Here is a 26,036-nt window from a genome sequence, read left to right as displayed (position 1 = left end):
ATTAAGCATAGCGAATATCACGAAAGAAAACGTCAACCGGCAGATTGATTTTTCTGGTCTGGAATATGAATTTACCTCTATCAAATTGGCCGCAAAATATGAAGAAATGATTAATAAACGATTAAACTTCTTAAAAATGGATGTAGGCTGGTTCTAAACACTATATAATAATATCAGGTCATTTTTAGGAGGTTTTACATCATGGCAATACTTGTTACTGGCGGAGCCGGATACATCGGAAGCCACACATGTGTTGAATTATTGAACAGCGGCTATGAAATTGTCGTTCTTGATAATCTATCCAACAGTTCGGCGGAGGCGCTGAACCGCGTCAAAGAGATTACAGGAAAAGATGTAACATTCTACGAAGCTGATTTATTGGACAAGGAAGCGGTAGATTCCGTTTTTTCGGAAAATGAAATCGAAGCTGTGATTCATTTTGCGGGGTTAAAAGCAGTCGGTGAATCTGTAGCAATTCCGCTCAAATATTATCATAACAACCTGACGGGAACGTTTATTTTATGTGAGGTCATGGAGAAATACAGCGTCAAGAAAATCGTGTTCAGTTCATCCGCGACGGTATACGGCGTTCCGGAAACATCACCGATTACAGAGGACTTTCCATTAGGCGCGACAAATCCTTATGGGCAGACAAAGCTCATGCTGGAACAAATATTGCGTGATTTACATACAGCCGATAATGAGTGGAGCGTCGCGCTGCTTCGTTACTTTAACCCGTTTGGCGCGCATCCAAGCGGACGGATCGGTGAAGACCCGAACGGAATTCCGAATAACCTCATGCCGTATGTGGCGCAGGTAGCCGTCGGCAAGCTTGAGCAATTAAGCGTATTCGGCAATGATTATCCGACAAAAGACGGGACAGGCGTACGCGATTATATTCACGTCGTTGATCTCGCGGAAGGCCACGTCAAAGCGCTGGAAAAAGTATTGAACGCTACAGGAGCCGACGCATACAACCTCGGAACAGGCACAGGCTACAGCGTGCTTGAAATGGTCAAAGCCTTTGAAAAAGTGTCAGGGAAAGAGGTGCCGTACAAATTTGCGGACCGTCGCCCGGGAGACATCGCCACCTGCTTCGCCGACCCTGCAAAAGCCAAGCGGGAACTGGGCTGGGAAGCGAAACGAGGCCTGGAGGAAATGTGTGCTGATTCCTGGAGATGGCAGTCTTCTAATGTGAATGGGTATAAGAGTGCAGAATAAGAATGGAGGCCTTCTCAACTGAGAAGGCCTTTTTTGAGAGAAAAAGGGTGCCAGCTCAGGCACCCTTGTCAGTTATTTTTTGATTTTCACAATAACATCATTACTGAATTTAAGTTTCCAAGTTCCTTTAGAGTAGGCATCTTTGTCCACTTCGAATGCTTTTACATCTGTTACTTTAATATTAGGATTTAGATCACTTAATATTTTAGAGTTGTCAACTTTTGTCTCAGTTGCATATGTGGAAGAAGCATCGATATCGGCATCATATGAAGTGCCATCTGCATCAACTAACTTAACAGTTGGAATTGAAAAAGAACTTATCGGTTTTTTAGATACGTTTTTAATTGTATATTGAACAGCAACGATGGTACCTCCATCAGATGCTTTCTTTTCAATGAATTGAGTGCCGACAGAATCTCGTTTTTCTACTTTTGTAACTGTCACTTCAGTTTTTTCGGTTTTTACAGTATCTCCGACATTGTATGTTTTTTCAGTTTCTGCTTTGCTGCTGCTTGATGTTTTAGAAGTGGCTTCTGAACCGCCTCCGCCGCCAATAAGATTACCGATAATAATGATGACAACGATAGCAAGGATAAATGTAATGATTTTATGTCTCATAAAAAAGTTACGTTGATCCTTACCGCAGTTAGGACATTTTTTTACGCCCTTTGCAATTTCTTGACCGCAAGCTTTACAAGGTACTAGTTTACCTGCCATTATATTTCCTCCTATGTAATTAAATGTACGAAACATATGTACTATAATGCCTATATTATTCTGCTTAGTCAATATAAAATTATAAATTTCTTATAATAATTAGCATTTATAGTTAATTTAACTTGTAAAATATATGCTTTTTTTCTTATCGGATATTTCTTTAATTTGTTAATAGATAAACTGTTTTTTTTCTTATGGCTCATTTGGTTACATCTCCGCAAATACCCCTTGAACCAATTCCAACCGTCCCTTATAATGCTAATATTGAAAGTGAAAATGATATGGTAAAAACAGTGGTTTTCTAGGGTTCCGCAATGCAAATTGGACTGTGACCGAGAGAAAACACATAGCAGCCCGGCTGTTATGACACGGTGGGATAAAAGCCCAGGAGTTTCTGCTCTTTTTGAGAGAGCGTCCTCCTGGGTTTTTTTATTTGAGAGAACAATGGAGAAGGAGTGTTTTGTGATGAAAAAGAGAATACTGGATGTGCTTACGCTTGTGGTTGGCGCTTTTTTCTTCGCGCTTGCGGTTAATTTGTTTGCCATTCCCAATGACCTTGGGGAGGGCGGGGTCACTGGGGTTACGCTCATTTTGTATTATGTGTTTCAGTGGTCTCCCGGTGTGACGAACTTTATCTTAAATGCGTTTCTGCTTTTAATCGGATACAAGTTTCTGGACGGAAAAACAACGGTCTATACGATGATTGCTGTGGCGGCGAATTCGCTTTTTCTTCATCTGACACACGGCTGGAGCATTCCGTCTGATCAATTGATCATCAATACGATTTTCGCTGGTGTATTTGCGGGAGTCGGGATTGGGATGATTATCCGGGTTGGCGGCACGACAGCCGGTTCTGCGATTTTGGCCAGAATCGCTAATAAATATTTAGATTGGAATATCAGCTACGCGTTATTGTTTTTTGATTTAATTGTGGTATTCAGCTCTTATTTTATTATTGGTGCGGAAAGAATGATGTTTACGATCGTAATGCTGTATATTGGAACGAAAGTGATGGACTTCATTATTGAAGGCTTGAATACGAAAAAAGCCATTACGGTCATTTCGGAAAATAAGAGTGAGATTGCAGAGCAGGTGAATACCTTGATGGATCGGGGCGTGACGATTTTATCAGGAAAGGGAAACTATACGGGCCAGGCGAAAGAGATTTTGTATATCGTCATTAACAAACAAGAGCTGTCTATGCTGAAGAAAATTATCAGAAGCTGCGACAAAAGAGCGTTTGTGATCGTTCATGATGTACGCGATGTATTTGGCGAAGGATTTGTTGATATATCTAAATAAAAAAATCCCTCTGCACGTCAAGCAGAGGGATTCGTTCGTTTAAAAAGGATATTTGCGGTATTGCTTCTGTATCGAAATCCATTTCGTCACGGTAAATTCCTCGACCACCCACGGATTGCCGAAGCGGCCGACTCCGCTTGCTTTGTTTCCGCCAAAGGCGATATTCGGCGAATCATTGACGGACTGGTCGTTGACATGGGTCATGCCGCTGTCAATTTGCAAGGCGAACGTTTCGCCTTTTTCTAAATCAGAGGTAAAAACCGCCGAACTGAGACCATATTCCGTATCATTAGCCATGTCGATCGCTTCCTGATCACTGGAGGCTTTGATAATGGTGGCAATCGGGGCAAACAGCTCCGTTTGGGCAATCTTGCTGCCGTTATCAGCACCGACAAAGACATACGGTGTGAGGACGTTTCCGACACGTTTTCCTTCAACAGCAAGTTCAATGCCGTCTGCCTTTGCCTGCTCAATGATTTCCAGCGCCTTCTCGATTTGGCGCTCGTTGATCAGCGGACCGACAACAGTTTTCGGATCGGTTTGATCGCCGTAGGGAAGCTGTTTGACACGGGCGGTGAATTTATCAACAAACTCATCGTACACATCTTGGTGAACAATGATCCTGTTGATAATCATGCAGATTTGCCCCTGATGAATAAATTTTCCGAAAATCGCGGCGTCTACAGCTCGATCGACATCCGCGTCTGAAAGGACGGCAAACGGGTTGTTGCCGCCGAGCTCAAGGGCCATCCGCTTGAAGTCACGCCCGGCGATTTCACCGATACGGCGCCCGACAGCGGTAGATCCTGTAAAGCTGATTAATCTCGGGATCGGATTGGTCAGCATGCCGTCTCCGATTTCCTTTACATCCGTCAGCATGACGTTGAGGACACCCTCAGGGAGACCAGCGTGTTCAAACGCTTTCGCAATGATGGTTCCGCCAGACAGTGCGGTTTGGATATCGGGTTTGTGAACAATGCTGTTTCCGAGCGCAATCGCCGGCGCAATCGTTCTCATCGATAAATTCATCGGAAAATTAAATGGAGAAATCGATGAAATGACACCGAGCGGAAGACGGTAAATCTTATTGATTTTCCCTTCAATATCGGATGGAACCTCTTTGACGCCGCCTAATTCGCCGGTATATGTCATCGCTTCATCTAAAATCGCAATTGTTTGTTCGAGCTCAATCGTTGATTTAATGATCGTTCCGCCGGTTTCGCGGGCGATCATCAAGATGATGTCATCACGATTTTCCTGTAGATAGCCGCGCGCTTTTTTCAGGACTGCTTTTCGGTCTTCTGCTGTGCTCTTAGCCCACTCTTTTTGCGCCTGCTGTGCAATGTCAAAAGCATCCTCCAGCTGTTTGCCCGTTGCTAAGGATGCTGTTGTGATGACAGACTGGTCATACGGATTCAAAATGTCCTCCGTACGCCCGCTTTCCCCCTCGGTCCATTTGCCGTTGATATAACTTTTGTTTAACGCTTCTGCACCCATTGATGATCAGCCTCCTTTGGTCCTGCCTATTCCTTACTGTTTCCGCTGAAACCAATAAATAAACGAACTCTTTCAGTTTATCATCCTCCTTTTTTATTGGAGAACATGTGCAATTCGCCTTATACTGGATATACAGATCCTTACATAAGAGAGGAGACCTTATGAAATCGCTGCTGGCTATTTATCCCGGTTCAGTTATGTCTGAGGAGCTTTGCGTAAAGGAAGACTGTCTATGCTTTTTTGATGAGAACAGTCAGAGATATATCTCCATACCGAAAATGGAGATCAGCAAAAAAGAGACATTGCTGCTGCAGTCATTTTTGACGCCTGCTGATGAGTCCGATCAAATGTCTTTGAAGCCGCCGGAAGAAAACAAGTGGTTTGCGTTTCTTTTTTCCAGAGGGGAAGTGCCGGCGAACATAAAAAAGCGGACGAGATTTGTTCATTTTCATTTGCTCGGTAAGATAGAGCGGACGTCATTTGCGGAAGCGGTTCGCCATTTTTGGCCGGTGCCTTTTGTGATAGTGTGGAAGCATGAGGACAGAGGCGTGATTGTCGAGCAGGAAAGTGAAGCGGCGGCGGGGAAAGACGAACTTGAATCACTCGCTAAAGTTCTTGAAAGTGATTTCTATTTCAGTGTCCGTTTTTACGCCGGGAGATTTTATGAACCGGATGAGAGTTTGCGCAGCCATTACGCCCGTGAACAGACGTATTTCCTGTTTGCTGAAAAACGGCTGCCCCAGATGCAGAGTGTGACCTTTGAGATGATATTTCCTTTTTTATTATTAGAAACAGAAAAAGAAAAGCTTGAAATATTGCTTTCTGAAGAAGCTGAGCTTTTATTTAGAAGTGAATCTGAGCTGAGGAAAACGATCAAGCTGTTTATCGAAAATAACTCAAACGCCACATTAACGGCGAAAAAGCTGCATCTGCATCGCAACACCCTGCAATATCGAATTGATAAATTTATTGAGCGGTCAGGGATAGACATTAAAACGTATAAAGGCGCGTTGCTCGCCTATTTTATCTGCCTGCAAAGCGAAGGTTCAGAATAAATTGGAAATATGCACGAAAAATGGCTGGTGGATTTTATGAATACTGCCCATTCCAGCGATAGGGGATTGCTGTTACACTCAATTTAAGAAAGCGTTTACAAACAAAGGGGGATGTTACATGGCTGAATTGCGGATGGAGCACATTTATAAATATTATGATCAGAAGGAAGCAGCTGTTGATGACTTTAACCTTCACATTGACGATAAGGAATTTATCGTATTCGTCGGCCCGTCAGGCTGTGGGAAATCAACGACGCTGCGGATGGTCGCAGGGCTTGAGGAAATTTCGAAAGGTGATTTTTATATTGAAGGCAAACGGGTCAATGATGTAGCGCCAAAGGACAGGGATATCGCAATGGTATTTCAAAACTACGCGCTCTATCCGCATATGACGGTCTATGATAATATCGCATTCGGGCTGAAGCTTCGAAAAATGCCGAAGCCTGAAATCAAAAAAAGGGTAGAAGAAGCCGCCAAAATTCTTGGTCTTGAGGAGTATTTGCACCGTAAACCGAAAGCGCTGTCAGGCGGCCAGAGACAGCGGGTCGCGCTTGGACGGGCAATCGTGCGGGACGCAAAGGTGTTCCTGATGGATGAGCCTTTATCGAACCTGGACGCGAAGCTGAGGGTGCAAATGCGGGCGGAAATCATTAAGCTCCACCAGCGACTGCAAACCACAACGATTTATGTGACGCATGACCAGACAGAAGCGCTGACGATGGCGACACGGATCGTCGTCATGAAAGACGGGAAAATCCAGCAAATCGGGACGCCAAAGGATGTATACGAATTCCCTGAAAACATGTTTGTCGGCGGTTTTATCGGCTCACCCGCAATGAACTTTTTTAAAGGAAAGCTGACGGATGGCGTCATCAAAATAGGTTCTGCGGCATTAACGGTGCCGGAAGGGAAAATGAAGGTGCTTCGTGAAAAAGGCTACATCGGTAAAGAAGTCATCTTCGGCATCCGTCCTGAGGATATTCATGATGAATTGATTGTCGTGGAATCGTATAAGAACTCTTCGATAAAAGCCAAGATCAATGTCGCAGAGCTGCTCGGTTCTGAAATCATGATTTATTCGCAGATTGACAACCAAGACTTTATCGCGCGGATCGACGCCCGTCTCGATATTCAATCAGGTGACGAGCTGACGGTTGCGTTTGATATGAATAAAGGCCATTTCTTTGATAGTGAGACAGAAGTGAGAATTCGCTAAATTCAAAACCGGACATGGAGACATGTCCGGTTTTTTGCACTTGAAAATCCCACAAACAAACCGATGAAAAAGGAGGAAGAAATAGACAGAAAGCAGGAGAACGATGAAACAATTGATTTTAAGCATTTTTCTTTTGGGAAGCTGCTTGGCTCTAGCGGCTTGTGCTGATCAAGAGGCGAACGCGGAGCAGCAGATGCCGAAAGCGGAACAAAAGAAACCGGAAGAAAAGAAAGTACATATTCAGAAGAAAGAAAACGATACATCCGAATGGATCAAAACAGGGAAACCGGCAAAACTGCCGATTTTGATGTACCATAGCATTTCCTCAGGAAACAGCCTCCGTGTCCCGAAGGAAGAATTTGAAGCGCATATGAAATGGCTGCATGATAACGGCTATCAGACATTGACTCCAAAAGAGGCGTATCTCATGCTGACGCAGGATAAAAAGCCGAGTGAGAAATGCGTGCTGATCACCTTTGATGACGGATATACAGACAATTATCAAGATGCGTATCCGGTGCTGAAAAAGTACGGGATGAAGGCGACGATTTTTATGATCGGCAAATCGATCGGGCATAAAAATCATCTGACAGAGGACCAAATGAAAGAAATGGCGAAGCATGGCGTATCGATTGAAAGCCATACGATTGACCACCTTGAGCTGAACGGGTTAACGCCTGAACAGCAGCACAGTGAGATGGCTGATTCGAAAAAGCTGTTTGACAGCATGTTTCATCAGCAAACCTCTATCATCAGCTATCCGGTCGGGCGATACAATGAAGAGACGCTGAAGACCGCCAAATCGACGGGTTATCAAATGGGCGTGACGACAGAGCCGGGCGCGGCGTCGAGAGACCAGGGAATGTATGGCCTCCATCGTGTGCGCGTGTCGCCGGGCATGTCAGGCGCGGCTTTTGGTGCGTACATCGAATCAATGAAATAAAAAAGGCGGCGATTAATCGCCGCCTCCACAGCCGGAATCACTGCTGTCACTACCGCATCCATCATGGTGCGAGCCATTGTCTGAAAAACCGAAAAACCCGCTGTCCGCCTGCTGGCGGCTTTTGTTTTTCGAGGGCTGCGGCTGAATGACTGAAAGAAAAACAATAATAGAGATAATCAATAAAATGACCACAATCACTTCTCGTCACTCCCTTTTTTTCACCATACCTGTTATACGGATGAAACGCTGAGCGGTTTCATTTCAAAGAGATTGACTCTTTCAGGCGGTCTCTGAGCCAGCGCTTCAGCACCCCATGTCCTTTATTCGACAATAACGTGCTGACACGCCAGTACATAGGAGGATGAGGAGAGAACTGAAAATCAATTAATCTGAAAAACCAGCTTTTATCGCGTGTGAGAGAGTCGATGGTAAGCTTGTCCTCGACTTCTTCAGAGCTGTAAGCGCTTCGTTTCTGTGTATCTTCATCCTGCCGAACCGCCAAGATCCTCAAGGCTTCGGCCATTTGTTTATACCCGCCTTCCAGCAGTGATGCGCCAAGGTTGTCAGCACGAACCTCCATCCATTGTGAACAAAAGGATTGATAGAGCTGATACAAAATGATGATTGCCATAATGAAAACCCAAAGCACGATTTTATGGGTCTCAGGATGGGTGATATGATGCTCAAATAAAAGGATGATTCCCACCATGGCGCCAAGATAAAGAAAACGTAAAAGCTGTGATGACAGAACATCACGTTTTTTAATATGAATGGCCTCATGAGCCAAAATGCCTTCGATGACATGATGCGGCAGGGTTAGTGTGGCGCTTGTCAGAATGACCATTGACCTTCCGACATTCATGCCGACTGCCATTCCATTGTAATCATCGCTCTCCGTTTCGTATAGGCGGACATGGGCAATGCCGGCCTTGCGGAAAATCTTGTCGGCCGCTGCCTGTACATGCGGATGATGACAAGGCTTGGCATCCATCGCCGCCCGTAAAACACGATCTGACAGATACATGTTGAATACCCAGTACAGCACCACGGCACCCCCCATGATCCACGGGGAGGCATGTAAGGCGTATAACGCGAGCACCAATAAGGCGTAAGCTGATATGCCTTTTACGCTGGCGGCAAAATAAAGCTTCCCAAGCAGCCGCTTCACATTTTTTCTATGATAAAACGGCAAAACTGATATCACAGTGTCCTCGTTGTTTTCCGAATCTGTGTATTCCTGGAGGATCGCTTTCCATCTTTGCGGTTCCTTCACCGTCAGAAACAGCGTTTCACCGGGAAGAGACAGTTTGATGACTTGCTGAAAGCTTGTTGTCAGATCTAAACGTGATGAATACATCGTCAGAAGCGGATGGAGCTTTAAGAGATCAGCTGTTGATTCAAGCTGAATGTCTTTCAAATCGGAAAGCGGGTATGTTCGGTTTTCATAACGTGAGCTGATGTGCAATTTGTTCAAGGATGCTGAATACAAAACGGTTACACTGAAAACATTCAGTATTCGCTTCACCAGTGCCCCTCCGCCGGAGATCATGCCGAACAGGATCACATATTTAAGGGGGCTTGGGTCAGGCCCAAAGATGAAAAAAATGACGGCGCCCGCAAACACAATGGCGGTCAGCGTGATGTCTGACAGGAGACGGGTGTTGTTTTTGGCAAGTTCGATTTCCTGCCAATCTCCCGAAGGTTTTTCCGCGCGATCTGAAACAGTGAGATCCATTGCGGTCCAGTAGCAGTAGAACATTGTCGCGATCGAGACAATGCCATCCATGAATGATTGATGAGAGAAGATATAAGCAGCAGCGCCAACCCAAAGAACGATATCAATCCAGAAATCTACGGCCGGAATGAGTTTTGCTGCCAGGGCTGATAAAAAGTAAAGTCCCAGCCCGAGAATCACAAAGAGAAATAGATTTGTTCCCATAGGCATGCCAGAGTCCTTTCTATCTATATTTCCAACTATTACTATAGCATGGGATGGGAACTTACAAAAACATGGACACGCAAAAAGCAAGCTCTTTCGTTTTACGAAGAACTTGCTTGCGGTGTATCAATAAAATTGGTGCAGCAGCAATAAAGTTAAGGTCACTGTAATTGCTCCTCCGATGCGGGTAGAGACTTGGGCGAACGGCATCAGCTCGAGTCTTTCAGCTGCGCTTAAAATGGCGACATCCCCGGTGCCCCCTTGCCCTGAATGGCACGCATTGATAATGGCGGTTTCAATCGGATACATGTTCAGCCATTTTCCTGTAAAAAAGCCGACAGCCATCATGGTCACAACAACAGCCAGAATCGTAATGATATTGCTGAAGTTGAATGCGGCGATAAGCTTGTCCCACGGCGTCATGGACACCCCGATCGCAAATAGCAGCGGGTAGGTCACAGCTGTTGAAAAGAAGCGGGAGACCCCAAACGCGCCATTTTCAATTGAGGCAGGCGCCAATCTGAACAGCTTAATCAGAACAGCAAGTAACAGCATGGCAACAGGTGCGGGGAAACCGAAAAAGTCGTGAGCGAGCATGCCGACTAAATATAAGGAGACTGCAAGAATTCCGCCTGACGCAAATAAAGAAAGGTTGAACATTTGCTGACCGCTTTGCGATTCCTGCAGCGCAGGGGACTCTTGTTCTGACCGGTCCACTTTGCCGTTGCCTGTCCATTCCGGCTTTTTCTTTCCAATTCTATTCAGCAAGCCCGCTAGAATAATCGCGCACAGGCTGCCCAGCATGATCGACGGCAGAACAAGTGCAAACGCTTCTCCTTGAGAAATGGGCATGATGTCAGAATAACCGATGGACAGCGGGATGGCGCCTTCTCCGACCCCTCCGGCCATGATAGGAATGACGATATACAGCAATGTATGCTGAAATCCGAGCCCGAGCAACGTGCCGACAGCCAGTCCGACAATAGCAGCCGCGGCAGAACCGACAATAAGCGGAATAAAGATTTTCATAAATGCTTTTACGAGTGTTTCTCTTTTCATGCCGAGGATGCTTCCGACGACAATCCCGGCAATAAATAAATATAGAAAGTTTGAGTTTTCTGTAAATTCTGTGGTGGATTTGACGATATCATTAGGCAGCAGGTGATAGTAGACGACAGCGGATGGAATAAAAGTAGCCAGGATGGCCGGGCCGCCGATAGAACGAACAATCGGTATCGATTTGCCGATTTGGGCAAAGGTAAACCCGAAAAACGCCATGACGGCAATGGATGTTAAGATGTCACTTTTTACATTGTGGTGCATAACAAAAACAGTGATTAATATAAACAGCAGGGCATACACAGGAAGGGGTATGATGCCTACTTTTATATTCATGGCTCTTGCAAACAAATTCTCTTTTCTAACCCCTTCATGAATTGTATCCGTTTGCAATCGCACTTGAGTTTGAAGCTCTCCCATTGAAAAACCTCCCCTAATCTTGATGCAGTGAAATTGTTCACTACGTTAAGTATACTAAAAAATTGAAATTGTTAATATATTAAAAATTTACTATTCAACTTGTCTCTACTTCCCGGTTTAAATGGAAAGAGGCATTCTGACTAAAGTGGGACTATGACGGAGTGCTGAGAAATGAGTGCTGATGCCGGACAAGCATTTTGTTCGCAAGGATTGATGTGTTGATGTACGATAAAAAAGGGTCATTTATCCTAGGAGCCGTCATAAATCAGCAACAAAATAGACAATAATCCGTCACATAGTTTGGGACTTTTTAGGTGTTTCGGGCTTTATTTTTGAAATGATACGTTGTAAAGTACTTAATATGAACCAGTTAGAAATTGTGTCATTTGGTCAGTCTAGCATTCTAGCATCATATTGAATGGCTTTTTGACACATTTGTGAAATATTGAGCAATATTTTTTTCGTCTATATTGTGAATTACTGATCAAAGTTTCGGTTCTGTTTGTGAAGTAATGAGCAAATTAACAGTTTTAACCGGAAATGGAGGAGAAAGCATGAGTGAATTGGTACTAGCCCGCATACAATTTGCATCAACAACGTTATTTCACTTCTTGTTTGTGCCGATGTCTATCGGGCTTGTGTTTATGGTTGCGTTGATGGAGACTCTTTATCTTGTGAAGAAAAATGAGCTGTACCTCAAAATGGCAAAGTTTTGGGGTCACTTATTCTTAATAAATTTCGCAGTCGGTGTTGTGACGGGGATTTTGCAAGAATTTCAGTTTGGATTGAACTGGTCTGATTATTCCCGTTTTGTCGGAGATGTATTTGGCGCTCCGCTTGCGATTGAAGCATTATTAGCGTTTTTCATGGAATCTATTTTTATCGGATTATGGATTTTCGGCTGGGACCGCCTGCCGAAAAAAATTCACGCTCTCTGCATCTGGCTCGTGTCATTCGGAACGATTATGTCGTCTTTCTGGATTTTAACAGCGAACTCCTTTATGCAGGAGCCGGTCGGCTTTACGATCAAAAACGGCCGCGCGGAAATGAACGACTTTGGCGCGCTGATTACAAATCCTCAGCTTTGGGTTGAATTCCCGCACGTTATTTTTGGTGCGCTTGCCACTGGGGCTTTCTTTATCGCCGGAGTGAGTGCTTTTAAACTATTGAAGAAAAAAGAAGTGCCGTTCTTTAAACAATCTTTTAAAATCGCAATGATCGTCGGCCTTTGTGCAGGTCTTGGTGTCGGCCTTAGCGGGCATATGCAGGCTGAGCACTTGATGGAATCACAGCCGATGAAAATGGCTGCCAGTGAAGGCCTTTGGGAAAACAGCGGTGACCCTGCTGCTTGGACGGCTTTTGCTACGATCGATACAAAAAATGAAAAAAGCTCAAATGAAATCAAAGTTCCTTACGCTCTGAGCTACTTGGCTTATCAGAAATTCAGCGGAAGTGTCAAAGGGATGAAAACACTTCAGGCTGAGTATGAAAAAATGTATGGAAAAGGCGATTACATTCCGCCTGTAAAAACAACATTCTGGAGCTTCCGCATCATGGTTGGCGCAGGTGTTGTCATGATTCTTGCTGCGTTAGGCGGCCTTTGGTTAAACCGCCGCAAAAAGCTTGAAAACAGCAAATGGTATTTGCGCATCATGATCGCGTTGATTTCCTTCCCGTTTATCGCAAACTCTGCGGGCTGGATTATGACAGAAATCGGACGTCAGCCTTGGACGGTTATGGGCTTAATGACCACCGCTCAATCCGTGTCGCCTAACGTAACGGCAGGTTCCCTGTTATTTTCAATCATCGCATTCGGTGTGATGTACTTGATTCTGGGCGCACTGCTTGTCTTCTTGTTCATCCGTGAGATTAAAAAAGGTGCGGAGCATAGTGATCATCATGATGTTCCTGTATCAACAGATCCATTTAGTCAGGAGGTATACCATGGCATCTCTTCATGATCTTTGGTTTATACTCGTTGCCGTATTGTTTGTAGGATTCTTCTTTTTGGAAGGCTTTGATTTCGGAGTCGGCATGGCGACTCGTTTTCTTGGCCATAATGAATTAGAACGCAGAGTGCTGATCAACACGATCGGGCCGTTTTGGGACGCGAATGAAGTATGGCTTTTGACTGGTGCGGGAGCCATATTCGCGGCGTTCCCGAATTGGTATGCAACGATGCTGAGCGGTTATTACATTCCGTTTGTCATTGTGCTGCTTGCGTTAATGGGCCGCGGTGTCGCCTTTGAGTTCCGCGGCAAGGTTGAGCATTTGAAATGGGTTAAGGTTTGGGACTGGGTCGTTTTCTTCGGCAGTCTGATTCCTCCGTTTGTGCTTGGTGTGCTGTTCACGACATTATTCCGCGGGATGCCGATTGATGCCGATATGAACATTCACGCGCATCTAGCCGATTATATAAATGTATACTCTGTACTTGGCGGTGTGACTGTAACACTTCTTTGCTTCCAGCATGGATTAATGTTCATTACGCTGCGTACGATTGGTGATTTGCAAAAACGCGCCCGGAAAATGGCGCAAAACATAATGGGTGTTGTGTTTGTTGCGGTTCTCGCTTTCGCGGCTCTTTCTGCGTATCAGACAGATATGTTTACACGCCGCGGCGAGATTACCATTCCGCTCGTTGTTTTGATTGTCATCTGTTTTATGCTTGCGGCTGTATTTATCCGTAAGAAAAAAGACGGCTGGACATTTGGAATGACAGGCGCGGGACTTGCGCTGACTGTAGGAATGATCTTTATTTCCTTATTCCCTCGGGTAATGGTCAGCTCGCTTCACAGCGCGTACGATTTAACAGTAGCTAACGCTTCTTCCGGTGATTATTCGCTTAAAGTCATGTCAATTGCAGCATTAACGTTATTGCCGTTTGTGATCGGCAGCCAGATCTGGAGCTATTATGTCTTCCGGAAGCGCGTCAGCCATAAGGAGCCTATGACTTATTAATGGGAAAAGACCTGTTTCGATATAAAGGAATGAAGCGGATTCTCATCGTGATTACTTGTTTAACGCTGATTCAGACAGCCGCTATTATTATGCAGGCAGAGTGGCTGAGTGAAGCCGTAACCGGACTGTTCAATGGGGGGAGTATCGCCTCCCTGTTTCCGGTGATCGGCTTTTTCCTGATCGCTTTTGTCGCACGGCACGGGGTGACGCTGGCACGCCAGAAGATCGTCTATCAATATGCCGCCCGGACTGGGGCAGATTTGAGAAAGAGTTTTCTCGATCAGCTGTTCCGTTTAGGTCCCCGCTTTGCAAAGAAAGAGGGGACGGGGCAAATGGTGACGCTGGCGATGGAAGGCATCAGCCAGTTCCGCCGCTACCTGGAGCTGTTTCTGCCGAAAATGGTCAGCATGGCAATTGTGCCTGCGGCGGTTGTCATTTATGTGTTCTTTCAGGACCGGACATCAGCTGTCATCTTAGTTGCTGCTTTGCCGATTCTGATCATCTTTATGATTCTCCTCGGCCTTGTCGCACAGAGAAAAGCGGATCGCCAGTGGAAATCCTATCAGAGACTTTCCAATCATTTTGTTGATTCTCTTCGCGGGCTGGAGACATTGCGTTTCCTGGGTTTGAGCAAGTCGCACAGCAAAAATATTTTCTACGTGAGCGAGCGGTATCGCAAAGCAACGATGAGCACGCTTCGGGTGGCGTTTTTATCATCATTCGCCCTCGACTTTTTCACGATGCTGTCGGTAGCGACAGTCGCGGTATTTTTGGGACTGCGTCTGATTGATGGTGATATTTTGCTTGGTCCCGCTTTAACGGCGCTTATTCTCGCACCTGAGTATTTTCTGCCGGTTCGGGAAGTGGGGAATGATTATCACGCAACGCTGAACGGACAGGAAGCAGGCAAGACCATTCAAGAGATTTTGTCGCAGCCCGGTTTTAAAGAGGAGGCGCCGCTTCAGCTTGGGATGTGGTCCGATCAGGATGAGCTGAAGCTGTCAGGCGTGTCAGTCGGCCGCTCGGTGTCGAAAATTGATCTGTCATTCAAAGGAAAGAAAAAAATCGGCATCATCGGTGCAAGCGGCGCCGGAAAATCAACATTAATTGATATTCTCGGCGGATTCTTAGAGCCAGATGGCGGGATGATCGAGATTAATGGTTCAGACCGGTCCCATTTGCAGGACGGCAGCTGGCAGAAAAATCTCCTCTATATCCCGCAGCATCCGTACATTTTTGATGATACGCTGGCAAACAACATTCGCTTCTATCATCCAAACGTTTCTGCTGAGGATACAGCCCGCGCCGCTGCCGCGGCGGGGCTTACGGAGATGATGGACAACCTTCCGGATGGATTAGAGGGACGAATCGGAGAAGGCGGCCGAGCGCTCAGCGGCGGGCAAGCACAGCGTGTCGCGCTGGCCCGCGCCTTTTTGGGAAACCGTCCGATCCTGCTGCTGGATGAGCCGACCGCCCATCTTGATATCGAAACAGAATATGAAATAAAAGAAACAATGCTGGATTTATTTGAGGATAAGCTCGTCTTTCTCGCGACGCACCGTCTTCACTGGATGCTCGATATGGACGAAATTATCGTGCTGGACGGAGGCAAGGTTGCGGAAATCGGGACTCATGATGAGTTGCTGGCGAAAAACGGTGTGTACACCAAACTCGTGGAGGCACAACTGGGGGAAAGAGCATGAAGAAAGAAGAATGGATTCTGCCGTATATGAAGCAAAATGCTCGCCTGTTCGTTCTGGTCATCTTTTTGGGCGCGGTGACGATTTTTTCTGCTGCTTTTCTTATGTTTACCTCAGGGTTTTTGATCTCTAAGGCAGCGACAAGACCGGAAAACATCCTGCTCATTTATGTGCCGATTGTCGCTGTGCGCACCTTTGGGATTGCGCGGTCTGTGTCACGATATGTGGAACGTCTCGTCGGGCATCACATCATTTTGAAAATCGTGTCCGACATGCGTGTCCGTCTTTACAACATGCTTGAGCCGGGTGCCCTGATGCTGCGTTCTCGTTTTCGCACGGGGGATATGCTCGGTATTTTGTCTGAGGATATTGAGCATTTGCAGGATGCTTTCTTAAAAACAATTTTTCCCGCGATCTCTGCTTTACTTTTGTATGCTGTTTCAGTGATTGCGCTCGGCTTCTTCTCTGTGCCGTTTGCCATATTGCTTGCGCTTTATTTGTTTGTTCTTGTTGTGCTGTTTCCGGTTGTGTCATTGCTCGTGACAAGAGCGAAGAATGCGAAGCTGAAAAGCGGGCGGAATGTGCTGTACAGCCGTCTGACAGATGCCGTGATGGGTGTCAGCGACTGGATGTTCAGCGGCCGCCGGCATGCATTTATTGATTCCTATGAAAAAGAGGAATACGATTGGTTTGAGCTTGAACGGAAAAAGCAGCGCTTTACGAGATGGCGGGACTTTGCCGCGCAATGCTTTGTCGCAGGCCTTATTTTGCTGATGCTGTTTTGGACGGCAGGGCAGCATGCAGACGGTGAACTCGCCAAAACAATGATTGCAGCTTTTGTGCTTGTGGTCTTCCCGCTGACGGAAGCCTTTCTGCCGCTTTCGGATGCCTTGGGCGAAGTGCCTGGCTATCAGGATTCTATCAAACGCATGAACAAGGTGGCTCCTCAGCCGGAGGCGCCGCTAACAAAATCAGCTTCTGAGCCGAGGCTCGATCTTCAAGATGTCACACTATCCTTTCGCGATGTGGTGTTTTCGTATGACAATAGCAGCCAAGTGCTGAACCGCTTTTCCTTCACACTGCGCCAAGGAGAAAAAATGGCGCTGCTCGGCCGGAGCGGGTCTGGGAAGTCAACGTCGCTCGCCTTAATCGAGGGCGCTTTAAAACCGGACTCAGGGTCTGTGACGTTAAACGGAGTGGAGACAGCATTGTTAAAGGATCAAGTTGCTGATGCGGTGGCGGTGTTAAATCAAAAACCGCACCTGTTTGATACAAGCATTTTGAACAACATCAGGCTTGGGAACGGGGAAGCAAGTGACGAGGATGTGCGCCGCGCCGCAAAACAGGTCAAACTGCACGACTACATTGAGTCGCTGCCTGACGGATATCACACATCTGTACAGGAAACCGGCATCCGCTTTTCCGGTGGAGAGCGCCAGCGAATTGCACTTGCACGGATTTTGCTGCAGGATACGCCGATCATCATCCTCGATGAGCCGACAGTCGGTCTCGACCCCATCACTGAGCGTGAATTGATGGAAACGGTGTTTGAAGTGCTAAAAGGAAAAACGATTCTATGGATTACACACCACCTCGCAGGAGTGGAAGCGGCCGATAAAATCGTATTTCTCGAAAACGGCAAAACAGAAATGGAAGGAACACATGAGGAGCTTCTTGCGGCAAACGAACGGTATCGCCGCCTGTATCACCTTGATGTTCCTGTAAAATAGAAGGCAGCCATCCAGGCTGTCTTTTTTGTTTGAAATAGAAAAGGGGAAGGAAAAATAAGAAGAGTAAGCAGAGGAGGGATAGAGATGAATGTTCCATTTTGGACGGAAGAGCATGTGAGGGCCTCGCTCCCTGAAAGAGATGCGGAGAGCCATAAAGGTACGTACGGTACGGCTTTGCTGCTGGCGGGAAGCGACGACATGCCGGGCGCGGCGCTTCTTGCGGGGCTCGGGGCGATGCGGAGCGGTCTCGGAAAGCTTGTCATTGGTACGTCTGAAAGCGTGATGCCGCTGATTGTTCCTGTTCTGCCAGAGGCGACCTATTGGCGTGACGGCTGGAAAAAAGCGGCGGACGCTAAGCTTGAAGAGGCGTACAGGGCGATTGCCATCGGGTCAGGTCTTCCGCAAACAGAAAATGTACAGCAGGCAGTTGATCATGTGCTTGCGGCGGATTGTCCTGTTATTCTGGATGCCGGAGCATTGACGAAACGAACGTATCCGAAACGGGAGTCACCCGTCATCCTCACGCCGCACCCAGGGGAGTTTTCCCGTATAACAGGGGTGTCCGTGAAAGAATTACAAAACAAACGAACAGAATATGCAAAGGAATGGGCGGTTCAGCTGCAGACTGTCATTGTATTAAAAGGAAATCAAACGGTCATCGCGTTTCCCGATGGTGAATGCTGGCGTAACCCAACCGGAAACGGGGCGCTCGCCAAAGGCGGAACCGGTGATACGCTGACGGGCATGATTTTAGGCATGCTCTGCTGCCACGATGACCCGAAGCATGCCATATTAAACGCGGTCTTTCTGCACGGTGTGTGCGCTGAGCTTTGGACGGATGAGCATTCCGCTCATACGCTGCTCGCACACGAGCTTTCTGACATGCTGCCTCGCGTATGGAAACGATTTGAATGATAAAAAGCTGTCTTCATAGAGAAGACAGCTTTTCTTGGTAACCCGCCCGTTTTTTCAGACGAGGTTTCATTAATACATAGTAAAGCACAGAAGGCACGGCCAAGCCGACAATCCATGCGATGTCTCCGCCGCCAAACATTTTGGCCAGCGGACCGATGTAAAAGGATGTATTGATAAACGGAATTTCCAGCAGGATGGACAAAACGAACGCAATCGTTGTGATCCAATTGACTTTTCCGTACGGCCCGTTCACATCGAACATGGCTTTGACTTGATACTTTCCGTGGCGGACGAAGTAGTAATCGACTAAATTGATTGCCGTCCACGGAATTAAGAAATAACTGATGAAAAAGATAAAATTCAAAAACAGATCCATAAAATTGCTTTGCCCGAGAAGGCTTAAGACAGTACCGACAAGCGTGACGCCGAGGATCATGATGATTCTGACTTTAGGCGTGACCTTTAACTTCAGAAACGGCTCGAGCGTGGTCGTGGTGGACATGAAAGCCCCATACAGGTTAAAGACATTGATCGCCATTTGCCCGAATAACACAATGATCAGCATAATGAACGAGAAGGGGCCGAACAATTGGACAATCTGGCTGCCTGAGTTTGTCGTAAAGTCAGGAAGTGCTGTCGTCAGCAAAGCGCCGAGCAGCATCATCCAGATGGAGCTGACAGATGTGCCAGCATAGCTGTACCAAAACGTTTTGGACGCCGGTGTTTGAACGGGAAGATATCTTGAATAATCGGCCACATACGGCGCGTAAGCAAGCTGCCACGTCGCGACTGCGCTGACCGCCACTAAGAAAATGGGCAGATCAACTGCTCCGGGAATCCAGCTGCCTACCGGAATCGGCAATTGAAAAATGAGTATCGTCGCAGCAAAAAATACGGCAAAAGAGGTCCAGGAAAGGATTTTTTGCATTTTGTGAATCAAATCATGGCCGAAAATGGTGAGCAAAAAACATACGGCGCTTAAGCCTATAATGCTCCATGATCCCGGGATGGGAACAAAGCTGCTTAAGGTTCCAGCCGCCAGAATTGTGCTGCTTGCGAAGAAACCAAGGTAGATAAACATAACTAAGAAGAGGGGAAGAATCGCTCCGATTACGCCGAATTGGGCACGGCTTTGAATCATTTGCGGGATGCCAAGTTGAGGGCCTTGCGCGGAATGAGACGCCATAAATATGGCACCGATTAAGGTTCCGCAAATAATAGCGGCAACACTCCAAAATAGATTAAGTCCCATTGCAACGGGAATCGTGCCGGTCACTAACGTGGTGATATGCATATTAGCCCCGAACCATACGGGAAATAAATCTTTCGCTTTTCCATGTCTTTCTTCTTTCGGAATATATTCAATCGTTCGCCTTTCTACTTTCAATGCATCGTCCTCCATATTGGATCTTTATTTAAAATCGACATAAAGTCATAGCTTAACAGACTGGGCGGGGGTTTACAAATGCGGATATGCAGCCAAACGGCCGGGAAGCCTGATCTGTCAATGGCTGAAAAGAATTGTAAAAAAAGATGAACGCTTTTAAATCCGGTGTCGTCTCATAAGGCAGAAAAACAAAAAGGGGGGATCGCGGCTATTGGATACACACGAAGAACAGCAGCTGATTCAACAGGCGAAAGAGGGAAACGACGAAGCGTTTACAGCTCTTTTCCACTATCATTATTCTTTTTTATATAAATATTTGCTGAAGCTTTCCCTTCGACCTGACCTCAGCGAGGAGCTTGTTCAGGAAACCTTTCTGAAAGGGTACATTCATTTAAGAAGCTTCCAAGGACGTTCCAAGTTCTCCACGTGGCTGATTTCTATCGCATCCAGGCTTTATCTCGATCACCAGAAAAAGAGAAAGAGAGAATGGAAACGGAATCAGGCGGTGACCGAGGAAACAATCCGCAAGATCAAGTGGGACGTGTCAGTGAAAGGGGGAGAATGGAGCGAAACGCTTGATCTGTTTTCAAAGCTGGATCCTAAACTGCGCACGCCGGTTTTATTAAGGCATTACTACGGCTATACCTACGCCGAAATCGGGCTGATGCTGCAGATCAAGGAAGGCACAGTGAAGTCGAGAGTCCATAAAGGGCTCCAGCAAATCAGAAAGGAGTGGAACGATGGATAAAGAAAAGCTATCTATTCATATCAAATCAGAATTGCAGAAAATTGATCAAACAGCCAATCCCTCTATACCGGATCAAAAAGAACTGCTTCACCAGCTGTCGAACATGAAAGCTGAACGCAGAAGAAAACTGCTAAAAGAGATCATCTTATTTGTGTTCTGCGCGCTGATGGTTGTGAGTGCGGCGATCCTGGCATTCACTCAAGCTCCCGCTGTGTTTATTGTGCTTCAGGTTTGTGTGCTTGCGGTATTGCCGATTTTGATCGCGGCTGAGAAAAAAAGGAATCTCGGCGAATGTGAGGTGGAGCGCCGATGATACAAACAGAAATTGCCGTTGTTGTGATCGCATATTTCTTCGTATTGGTGCAGGGAATCTTTTTATTTATTGATGCGAAAAAACGAAATCGCATGGCATGGTTTTGGGGGATTGTCGGACTGATTCAGGCACCGATGCCTCTGATTTGCTATTACTTTTTTGTTATTAAGCCGGACCGGGAGAAAAGGGGGGGCAAGTAATGAATATTTCTTGGGAAATGATTTTGCCGCTGATTGTTTTGCAGCTTGTGCTTGCGGTGTTCGCTCTTATCAGCTGTATAAAAGAAGAGCGGACGAACGGGCCAAAGTGGATGTGGGCCGCAATCATTGTATGTATCAATATTATCGGGCCGATTTTATTTTTTACCGTTGGCAGAAAGCAAAGGTGAGCGGGCATGCTGTCTATTGAATCATTATGCAAATCGTACCTGCATCATCAAGCGGTAAAGAATGTCAGTTTTCACGTGAATGAAAACGAGTGTGTCGCATTATTAGGCCCTAATGGAGCCGGTAAAACCACAACGCTGCAAATGCTGGCCGGGCTGCTCTCGCCAACCTCTGGAACGATCAAGCTGTTAGGGGAGAAAAAGCCGGACCGGCGTTTGATCGGGTACCTCCCGCAGTATCCTGCTTTTTATTCGTGGATGACTGCATACGAGTTTTTAACATTTGCCGGGAGACTGTCTGGTCTTTCAAAGAAAAAATGCCAAGAGGAAATAGGTGAGATGCTGAAATTTGTCGGCTTGCAGGAATCCGCGCACAAAAGAATCGGCGGCTATTCAGGCGGCATGAAGCAAAGACTCGGACTGGCACAGGCGCTGCTCCATAAACCGAAGCTGCTCATATTGGATGAACCTGTGTCTGCTCTTGATCCGTCAGGACGGGTCGAGGTGATGGACATGATGCGGGAGCTGAAGAAGCATATGGCCGTCCTGTTTTCTACACACGTATTGCACGATGCGGAGCAGGTGTGTGATCAGGTGGTCATCATGAATAACGGGGAGGTTTCATGGAAAGGCGAATTACAGCAGCTTAAGAAACAGCATCAAACGAACGTTTTTACCCTTTCAGTGAAAGAGAAATTGAAGGGCTGGCTTGAAGAGAAGCCTTACGTCTCAGACCTTGTCTATATAAATCCGTCTCAAGCTGTTTTCGAGCTTCCTGATACACTCGCCGGCAGAACGTTGCTGAGTGACTGTATCCGAACGGGCTTGACTGTCACCCATTTTGAACAGAAAACGGAGTCGCTTGAAGACGTCTATTTAAAGGTGGTGCACGCATGAAGGTGATGATCACGCTATTGCAGAAGGAATGGCTGGAAGGATGGAAAAGCGGAAAACTGATCTGGCTGCCGATTGCGATGATGATCGTGGGACTTACACAGCCGCTGACGATTTATTATATGCCTGAAATCATCGAACACGGAGGAAACCTTCCTGACGGCATGAAAATCAGTTTTACGGTGCCTTCCGGGTCTGAAGTGATGGTCAGCACGCTTTCTCAATTCAACACGCTTGGTATGGCTCTTATTATCTTCAGTGTGATGGGCAGCGTAGCGAATGAACGAAATCAAGGTGTAACGTCGCTGATCATGTCGCGGCCCGTAACGGCAGCCCATTATATCGTGAGCAAATGGCTCACCCAAAGTGTGATCGGAATCGGGGCATTTGCAGCTGGATACGGACTTGCTTATTATTACGTCCGGTTGCTGTTTGAGCACACATCATTCAGCCGTTTTGCCGCAAGTCTTGGCCTCTACGCTCTATGGATCATGTTTATTGTGACTGCCGGTCTGGCCGGGAGCACGATGTTTCGGTCTCTCGGAGCAGCCGCGGCATTCGGAATTGGGCTGACAGCTGCTGTTTCCTTTGCTGTATCGCTTTTTCCCGATGGTGCAAAGTGGCTTCCGGCTGAGCTTTGCAAGCAGGCGGAGCACATCCTTACTCATGGCGAGAGGGCGGATTTCTTCGGTTGGTCGCTTTTGTTTTCCATTTTGTGCATCATGCTTCTGGCCGTGTTTTCTGTGTGGCGGTTCCGGCGGTATGAAAGCTATTAATTGATCATGCTGCACTTTTGTGCGAGCATCACACAAAGGCAGCGGGAAATCCAGATCCGGGAATTAATAATTGTTTACGCAAAGAAAAGAGCATGTCTGGCAGAAGACCAAGCGGAAATTTCAGAAGAATGGAGCTGACAATTTTCCTTTCAGTACAGTACAACTTCTGAAAGCGTTTCAATATCAAACATATAAAAACAGGACTCCAAAAAAGTCCTGTTTGCTATTTTTAATACGGATCAGACGGATGACTTTCCTGTTCAGCCTGCTTTGCCGCCTGTTCAGTGTCAGTTGTGCCGATTGGTCCGTTATTGCTGTTTTCGGCAACTTTTTTCAGTCCGTCCGCCACGCGTTTTCCGTAGTCCGGATCAGCTTTTGTGAAATTCTCAATCATTTGGTCCTGAATTTCTTTTCGGCAGGTGGAAAGCGTATTAACGAGATTCGTAATCAATTCGTTCCGTTCAAACTCAGTGAATCTTCGGTACGTTTCTCCGGCCTGTCCGAAGTTGTTCGTTCTGTCGATCGCTTCACGCTTTACATCACCTTCGACATGCGGCGTATGATCTTTTCCATCCTGCTTTGCTTCTTTTAGTCCGCCCATAATGGATGGCTCATAGTTGACGTGCGGATTTTGTCCTTCTGCCCGATCGACCCGATATTGCATTTGCCCGCCTTCCTGGTTGGTGGCGACATGCTTTTTCGGCGAGTTGATCGGAAGCTGCAGGTAGTTTGCGCCTACCCGGTAGCGCTGCGTATCAGAGTAGGCAAACGTCCGTCCCTGAAGCAGTTTGTCATCTGAAAAATCAAGCCCGTCAACGAGCACTCCCGTTCCGAATGAAGCTTGTTCCACTTCCGCATGGTAGTTTTCCGGGTTTTTATTGAGCACCAATTTGCCGATCGGCTTCCATGGGAAATCGTCTTTATACCATAGCTTTGTCGGATCAAGGGGATCAAAATCCAGTTCAGGATGCTCATCATCGCTCATGATTTGGGCATACACTTCCCACTCCGGATAATCGCCATTTTCAATCGCGTCATACAAATCCTGTGTGGCATGGTTAAAGTTTTTCCCTTGAATCTCTTCCGCTTCCTTCTGTGTCAGGTTACGGATGCCCTGCTTCGGTTCAAAATGATATTTTACAAGAACGGCCTTGCCTTCCTCATTCACCCATTTATAGGCGTGTACGCCAGAGCCCTGCATGTGCCTGTAGTTGGCTGGAATGCCCCAAGGTGAGAATAGGAAGGTGATCATATGTGTCGCTTCAGGAGACTGAGAGATGAAGTCGAAAATACGTTCACCATCTTGGATGTTGGTCACTGGATCAGGCTGAAATGCGTGCACAAGATCCGGAAATTTCAGCGGGTCGCGGATAAAAAAGATTTTCAGGTTGTTCCCGACCAAATCCCAGTTTCCGTCCTCGGTATAAAGTTTAACGGCAAAGCCGCGCGGGTCTCTCAATGTTTCAGGTGAGTGTTTTCCATGATTCACCGTAGAAAAACGGACAAAAGCCGGTGTTTTCTTGCCTTTTTCCTGAAAGAGCTTGGCCCGGGTGTATGTTGAAATCGGTTCGTCTCCAAAGCTTCCGTACGCTTCAAAATACCCGTGTGCACCGGCTCCTCGGGCATGGACCACCCGCTCCGGGATACGTTCGCGGTCAAAGTGGCTGATTTTTTCAAGAAAATCATAGTTCTCAAGCGTTGTAGGCCCTCTGTTTCCGACAGTTCTCACATTTTGGTTGTCAGTGACAGGGTGCCCTTGTCTGTTCGTTAAGGTCTCCTCTGACTCGTTTTTTCCTGATGTCTTGTGAGAAAGCGCCTCCTCGCTGCTCTGTGCATTTGTTCCGTGATGTTTTTTCTGGTGATCATCTTTCATTCGTTGACCCTCCTTTTTTGAACGGTAACAATATGCCCTGAATGGAAAGATTTTAAAACCGCCGTTTTTTTTATGCTGCTTCGGGAATGGTACAATGTACAAAAATCGGTAAAAGGAGAGGTCGATTCGTGACGAGAGACAAAAACCCGCTGCCCATCACGTTTTACCAAAAAACTGCTCTTGAGCTTGCCCCGTCGCTTCTCGGCTGCCTTCTGGTCAAAGAAACAGACGAAGGCACAGCGTCCGGCTTTATTGTGGAAACAGAGGCCTATATGGGTGCCGAAGACAGAGCGGCCCACAGCTTTAATAACCGCCGGACGAAGCGGACTGAGATTATGTTTGCGGAAGCTGGGCGGGTGTATACATACGTGATGCACACCCATACATTGCTGAATGTCGTTGCCGCAGAAGAGGGTGTCCCGCAAGCGGTATTAATCAGGGCGATTGAGCCGCATGAAGGCCAGCTGTTAATGGAGGAGAGAAGGGCGGGCCGGCGCCCGAGGGAATGGACAAACGGGCCCGGAAAGCTGACGAAAGCGCTTGGCGTCACGATGAATGACTACGGACGCTGGATCACGGAACAGCCGCTTTACATTGAAAGCGGGTATACACCGGAACAGATTTCAACAGGCCCCCGCATCGGCATTGACAATAGCGGAGAGGCCCGCGATTATCCGTGGCGTTTCTGGGTAACGGGAAACAGGTACGTGTCCCGTTAGATGTTTAAGCAAACGGCAATCAGGGGAATGATTGAGAAAAAAGAAGGGAGAATCCGAGCTTTGAAAAAGATGATCAAAACCGTTATCAAATGGGCGCCGGTCATTTACCCAATTGTTCGCAAAATCATGAAGGATCGCAAGGCGTCTAAACGAAAGAATATGTCCGCATCCCGAACAGCCGGCTGACCCGGCTGTTTTTTTATAGGTCAGTTTTCCCTCTCGTCCCTCCGATGTTCATTGACTTGAAATGCTCCCCATTATAGAAT

General features: G+C 46.7%; 25 protein-coding genes, 1 pseudogene and 1 riboswitch. Of the genes and pseudogenes, 18 read left to right on the top strand and 8 right to left on the bottom strand.

The window, feature by feature from the left end:
- Positions 1–201 precede the first annotated feature (201 nt).
- Complete coding sequence (gene galE / locus V756_RS0102155; protein ID WP_024713208.1) at positions 202–1,221, top strand: UDP-glucose 4-epimerase GalE; 1,020 nt, start codon at positions 202–204, stop codon at positions 1,219–1,221.
- A 72-nt stretch (positions 1,222–1,293) separates the two neighbouring features.
- Here the strand turns inward: galE and V756_RS0102150 are convergent, their stop codons facing one another.
- Positions 1,294–1,839, bottom strand: a complete 546-nt coding sequence (locus V756_RS0102150) for a DUF4352 domain-containing protein (protein ID WP_142675224.1) — start codon at positions 1,837–1,839, stop codon at positions 1,294–1,296.
- A 389-nt stretch (positions 1,840–2,228) separates the two neighbouring features.
- A riboswitch (guanidine-I (ykkC/yxkD leader) is annotated at positions 2,229–2,331 on the top strand.
- A 72-nt stretch (positions 2,332–2,403) separates the two neighbouring features.
- Here V756_RS0102150 and V756_RS0102145 point away from each other — a divergent pair.
- Positions 2,404–3,240, top strand: coding sequence for a YitT family protein (locus V756_RS0102145; protein ID WP_024713206.1), 837 nt, complete (start codon positions 2,404–2,406; stop codon positions 3,238–3,240).
- Positions 3,241–3,279: 39 nt separating this feature from the next.
- On the opposite strand, the gene V756_RS0102140 is transcribed toward V756_RS0102145, so the two are convergent.
- Positions 3,280–4,737, bottom strand: a complete 1,458-nt coding sequence (locus V756_RS0102140) for an aldehyde dehydrogenase family protein (protein WP_024713205.1) — start codon at positions 4,735–4,737, stop codon at positions 3,280–3,282.
- 161 nt (positions 4,738–4,898) lie between these two features.
- Between V756_RS0102140 and V756_RS0102135 the strand changes: the two genes are divergently transcribed.
- From V756_RS0102135 to V756_RS0102125, 3 genes are all read left to right on the top strand, one after another.
- The gene (locus V756_RS0102135) at positions 4,899–5,792 is read left to right on the top strand and encodes a PucR family transcriptional regulator (RefSeq protein ID WP_024713204.1); all 894 of its coding nucleotides are present in this window, start codon (positions 4,899–4,901) and stop codon (positions 5,790–5,792) included.
- Between the two features lie 118 nt (positions 5,793–5,910).
- Positions 5,911–7,008, top strand: coding sequence for a maltodextrin ABC transporter ATP-binding protein MsmX (msmX, locus tag V756_RS0102130; protein ID WP_024713203.1), 1,098 nt, complete (start codon positions 5,911–5,913; stop codon positions 7,006–7,008).
- Between the two features lie 103 nt (positions 7,009–7,111).
- A complete protein-coding gene (locus V756_RS0102125; RefSeq protein ID WP_024713202.1) occupies positions 7,112–7,951 on the top strand; it encodes a polysaccharide deacetylase family protein in 840 nt (279 codons plus the stop codon).
- Between the two features lie 12 nt (positions 7,952–7,963).
- Here V756_RS0102125 and V756_RS0102120 read toward each other — a convergent pair whose 3' ends face one another.
- The 3 genes from V756_RS0102120 to cimH form a co-directional block, all read right to left on the bottom strand.
- Positions 7,964–8,149, bottom strand: a complete 186-nt coding sequence (locus tag V756_RS0102120) for a hypothetical protein (protein WP_024713201.1) — start codon at positions 8,147–8,149, stop codon at positions 7,964–7,966.
- A gap of 58 nt (positions 8,150–8,207) precedes the next feature.
- Positions 8,208–9,896: a M56 family metallopeptidase gene (locus V756_RS0102115; protein ID WP_081719746.1), complete on the bottom strand. Its 1,689-nt coding sequence runs from the start codon at positions 9,894–9,896 to the stop codon at positions 8,208–8,210.
- A gap of 120 nt (positions 9,897–10,016) precedes the next feature.
- On the bottom strand, positions 10,017–11,369 hold the full coding sequence (cimH, locus tag V756_RS0102110) for a citrate/malate transporter CimH (RefSeq protein ID WP_024713199.1): 1,353 nt from the start codon (positions 11,367–11,369) through the stop codon (positions 10,017–10,019).
- A gap of 554 nt (positions 11,370–11,923) precedes the next feature.
- On the opposite strand from cimH, the gene cydA reads away from it, so the two are divergent.
- The 5 genes from cydA to V756_RS0102085 all read left to right on the top strand — a co-directional run bounded on the left by cydA (position 11,924) and on the right by V756_RS0102085 (position 18,675).
- Positions 11,924–13,330 (top strand): cytochrome ubiquinol oxidase subunit I, encoded by a 1,407-nt coding sequence (cydA, locus tag V756_RS0102105; RefSeq protein WP_024713198.1) that lies wholly within the window; start codon positions 11,924–11,926, stop codon positions 13,328–13,330.
- Positions 13,314–14,330, top strand: coding sequence for a cytochrome d ubiquinol oxidase subunit II (gene cydB / locus V756_RS0102100; RefSeq protein WP_024713197.1), 1,017 nt, complete (start codon positions 13,314–13,316; stop codon positions 14,328–14,330). The genes cydA and cydB overlap by 17 nt, the downstream gene beginning before the upstream one ends.
- Entirely contained in the window at positions 14,330–16,033 is a 1,704-nt protein-coding gene (gene cydD, locus V756_RS0102095) for a thiol reductant ABC exporter subunit CydD (RefSeq protein ID WP_024713196.1), read from the top strand. The genes cydB and cydD overlap by 1 nt, the downstream gene beginning before the upstream one ends.
- Entirely contained in the window at positions 16,030–17,760 is a 1,731-nt protein-coding gene (gene cydC / locus V756_RS0102090) for a thiol reductant ABC exporter subunit CydC (protein ID WP_024713195.1), read from the top strand. Before cydD ends, cydC begins: the two co-directional genes overlap by 4 nt.
- 84 nt (positions 17,761–17,844) lie before the next feature.
- Positions 17,845–18,675 (top strand): NAD(P)H-hydrate dehydratase, encoded by an 831-nt coding sequence (locus tag V756_RS0102085; RefSeq protein WP_024713194.1) that lies wholly within the window; start codon positions 17,845–17,847, stop codon positions 18,673–18,675.
- A gap of 13 nt (positions 18,676–18,688) precedes the next feature.
- Here the strand turns inward: V756_RS0102085 and V756_RS0102080 are convergent, their stop codons facing one another.
- Positions 18,689–20,062 carry a cytosine permease gene (locus V756_RS0102080; protein WP_024713193.1) on the bottom strand — a complete coding sequence of 458 codons (1,374 nt, stop codon included), beginning with the start codon at positions 20,060–20,062 and terminating at the stop codon, positions 18,689–18,691.
- A gap of 211 nt (positions 20,063–20,273) precedes the next feature.
- On the opposite strand from V756_RS0102080, the gene sigY reads away from it, so the two are divergent.
- The 6 genes from sigY to V756_RS0102050 are packed head-to-tail and all read left to right on the top strand — an operon-like array spanning position 20,274 to position 23,178.
- Positions 20,274–20,810 (top strand): RNA polymerase sigma factor SigY, encoded by a 537-nt coding sequence (gene sigY / locus V756_RS0102075; protein ID WP_024713192.1) that lies wholly within the window; start codon positions 20,274–20,276, stop codon positions 20,808–20,810.
- A complete protein-coding gene (locus V756_RS0102070; protein WP_024713191.1) occupies positions 20,803–21,123 on the top strand; it encodes a YxlC family protein in 321 nt (106 codons plus the stop codon). The genes sigY and V756_RS0102070 overlap by 8 nt, the downstream gene beginning before the upstream one ends.
- Positions 21,120–21,323 (top strand): hypothetical protein, encoded by a 204-nt coding sequence (locus V756_RS0102065; protein WP_024713190.1) that lies wholly within the window; start codon positions 21,120–21,122, stop codon positions 21,321–21,323. Before V756_RS0102070 ends, V756_RS0102065 begins: the two co-directional genes overlap by 4 nt.
- Positions 21,323–21,511: a sigma Y negative regulator YxlE gene (yxlE, locus tag V756_RS0102060; protein ID WP_003218770.1), complete on the top strand. Its 189-nt coding sequence runs from the start codon at positions 21,323–21,325 to the stop codon at positions 21,509–21,511. Before V756_RS0102065 ends, yxlE begins: the two co-directional genes overlap by 1 nt.
- Before the next feature lie 6 nt (positions 21,512–21,517).
- On the top strand, positions 21,518–22,405 hold the full coding sequence (locus tag V756_RS0102055; RefSeq protein ID WP_024713189.1) for an ABC transporter ATP-binding protein: 888 nt from the start codon (positions 21,518–21,520) through the stop codon (positions 22,403–22,405).
- Complete coding sequence (locus V756_RS0102050; RefSeq protein ID WP_024713188.1) at positions 22,402–23,178, top strand: ABC transporter permease; 777 nt, start codon at positions 22,402–22,404, stop codon at positions 23,176–23,178. The genes V756_RS0102055 and V756_RS0102050 overlap by 4 nt, the downstream gene beginning before the upstream one ends.
- A 46-nt stretch (positions 23,179–23,224) precedes the next feature.
- Here V756_RS0102050 and V756_RS1000000124780 read toward each other — a convergent pair.
- Together V756_RS1000000124780 and katX are read right to left on the bottom strand one after the other, a co-directional pair.
- Positions 23,225–23,317: pseudogene (locus V756_RS1000000124780) on the bottom strand (hypothetical protein); the annotation flags it as partial.
- Positions 23,318–23,407: 90 nt separating this feature from the next.
- Complete coding sequence (katX, locus tag V756_RS0102040) at positions 23,408–25,051, bottom strand: catalase KatX (protein WP_024713187.1); 1,644 nt, start codon at positions 25,049–25,051, stop codon at positions 23,408–23,410.
- Positions 25,052–25,179: 128 nt separating this feature from the next.
- On the opposite strand from katX, the gene V756_RS0102035 reads away from it, so the two are divergent.
- Complete coding sequence (locus V756_RS0102035; RefSeq protein WP_024713186.1) at positions 25,180–25,770, top strand: DNA-3-methyladenine glycosylase; 591 nt, start codon at positions 25,180–25,182, stop codon at positions 25,768–25,770.
- A gap of 60 nt (positions 25,771–25,830) precedes the next feature.
- Entirely contained in the window at positions 25,831–25,956 is a 126-nt protein-coding gene (gene yxzF / locus V756_RS01000000121710) for a small protein YxzF (RefSeq protein ID WP_497006350.1), read from the top strand.
- Positions 25,957–26,036: the final 80 nt, after the last annotated feature.

This window comes from Bacillus tequilensis KCTC 13622, assembly GCF_000507145.1.
In the GTDB taxonomy this organism is placed as follows: domain Bacteria; phylum Bacillota; class Bacilli; order Bacillales; family Bacillaceae; genus Bacillus; species Bacillus tequilensis.
Note: the sequence above shows the minus strand (reverse complement) of the source record. Positions and strands in the feature narration are given on the sequence as shown.

Excerpts from the sequence above, each read along its gene's own strand:
- V756_RS0102050 (WP_024713188.1), top strand. The coding sequence starts at position 22,402 with ATGAAGGTGATGATCACGCTATTGCAGAAGGAATGGCTGGAAGGATGG.
- msmX (WP_024713203.1), top strand. The coding sequence starts at position 5,911 with ATGGCTGAATTGCGGATGGAGCACATTTATAAATATTATGATCAGAAG.
- yxlE (WP_003218770.1), top strand. The coding sequence starts at position 21,323 with ATGAATATTTCTTGGGAAATGATTTTGCCGCTGATTGTTTTGCAGCTT.
- V756_RS0102055 (WP_024713189.1), top strand. The coding sequence starts at position 21,518 with ATGCTGTCTATTGAATCATTATGCAAATCGTACCTGCATCATCAAGCG.
- cydB (WP_024713197.1), top strand. The coding sequence starts at position 13,314 with ATGGCATCTCTTCATGATCTTTGGTTTATACTCGTTGCCGTATTGTTT.
- cydC (WP_024713195.1), top strand. The coding sequence starts at position 16,030 with ATGAAGAAAGAAGAATGGATTCTGCCGTATATGAAGCAAAATGCTCGC.
- V756_RS0102065 (WP_024713190.1), top strand. The coding sequence starts at position 21,120 with ATGATACAAACAGAAATTGCCGTTGTTGTGATCGCATATTTCTTCGTA.
- V756_RS0102145 (WP_024713206.1), top strand. The coding sequence starts at position 2,404 with ATGAAAAAGAGAATACTGGATGTGCTTACGCTTGTGGTTGGCGCTTTT.
- cimH (WP_024713199.1), bottom strand. The coding sequence starts at position 11,369 with ATGGGAGAGCTTCAAACTCAAGTGCGATTGCAAACGGATACAATTCAT.
- V756_RS0102150 (WP_142675224.1), bottom strand. The coding sequence starts at position 1,839 with ATGAGACATAAAATCATTACATTTATCCTTGCTATCGTTGTCATCATT.
- V756_RS0102115 (WP_081719746.1), bottom strand. The coding sequence starts at position 9,896 with ATGCCTATGGGAACAAATCTATTTCTCTTTGTGATTCTCGGGCTGGGA.
- cydD (WP_024713196.1), top strand. The coding sequence starts at position 14,330 with ATGGGAAAAGACCTGTTTCGATATAAAGGAATGAAGCGGATTCTCATC.
- V756_RS0102125 (WP_024713202.1), top strand. The coding sequence starts at position 7,112 with ATGAAACAATTGATTTTAAGCATTTTTCTTTTGGGAAGCTGCTTGGCT.
- V756_RS0102135 (WP_024713204.1), top strand. The coding sequence starts at position 4,899 with ATGAAATCGCTGCTGGCTATTTATCCCGGTTCAGTTATGTCTGAGGAG.
- katX (WP_024713187.1), bottom strand. The coding sequence starts at position 25,051 with ATGAAAGATGATCACCAGAAAAAACATCACGGAACAAATGCACAGAGC.
- V756_RS0102140 (WP_024713205.1), bottom strand. The coding sequence starts at position 4,737 with ATGGGTGCAGAAGCGTTAAACAAAAGTTATATCAACGGCAAATGGACC.
- cydA (WP_024713198.1), top strand. The coding sequence starts at position 11,924 with ATGAGTGAATTGGTACTAGCCCGCATACAATTTGCATCAACAACGTTA.
- V756_RS0102085 (WP_024713194.1), top strand. The coding sequence starts at position 17,845 with ATGAATGTTCCATTTTGGACGGAAGAGCATGTGAGGGCCTCGCTCCCT.
- V756_RS0102070 (WP_024713191.1), top strand. The coding sequence starts at position 20,803 with ATGGATAAAGAAAAGCTATCTATTCATATCAAATCAGAATTGCAGAAA.
- galE (WP_024713208.1), top strand. The coding sequence starts at position 202 with ATGGCAATACTTGTTACTGGCGGAGCCGGATACATCGGAAGCCACACA.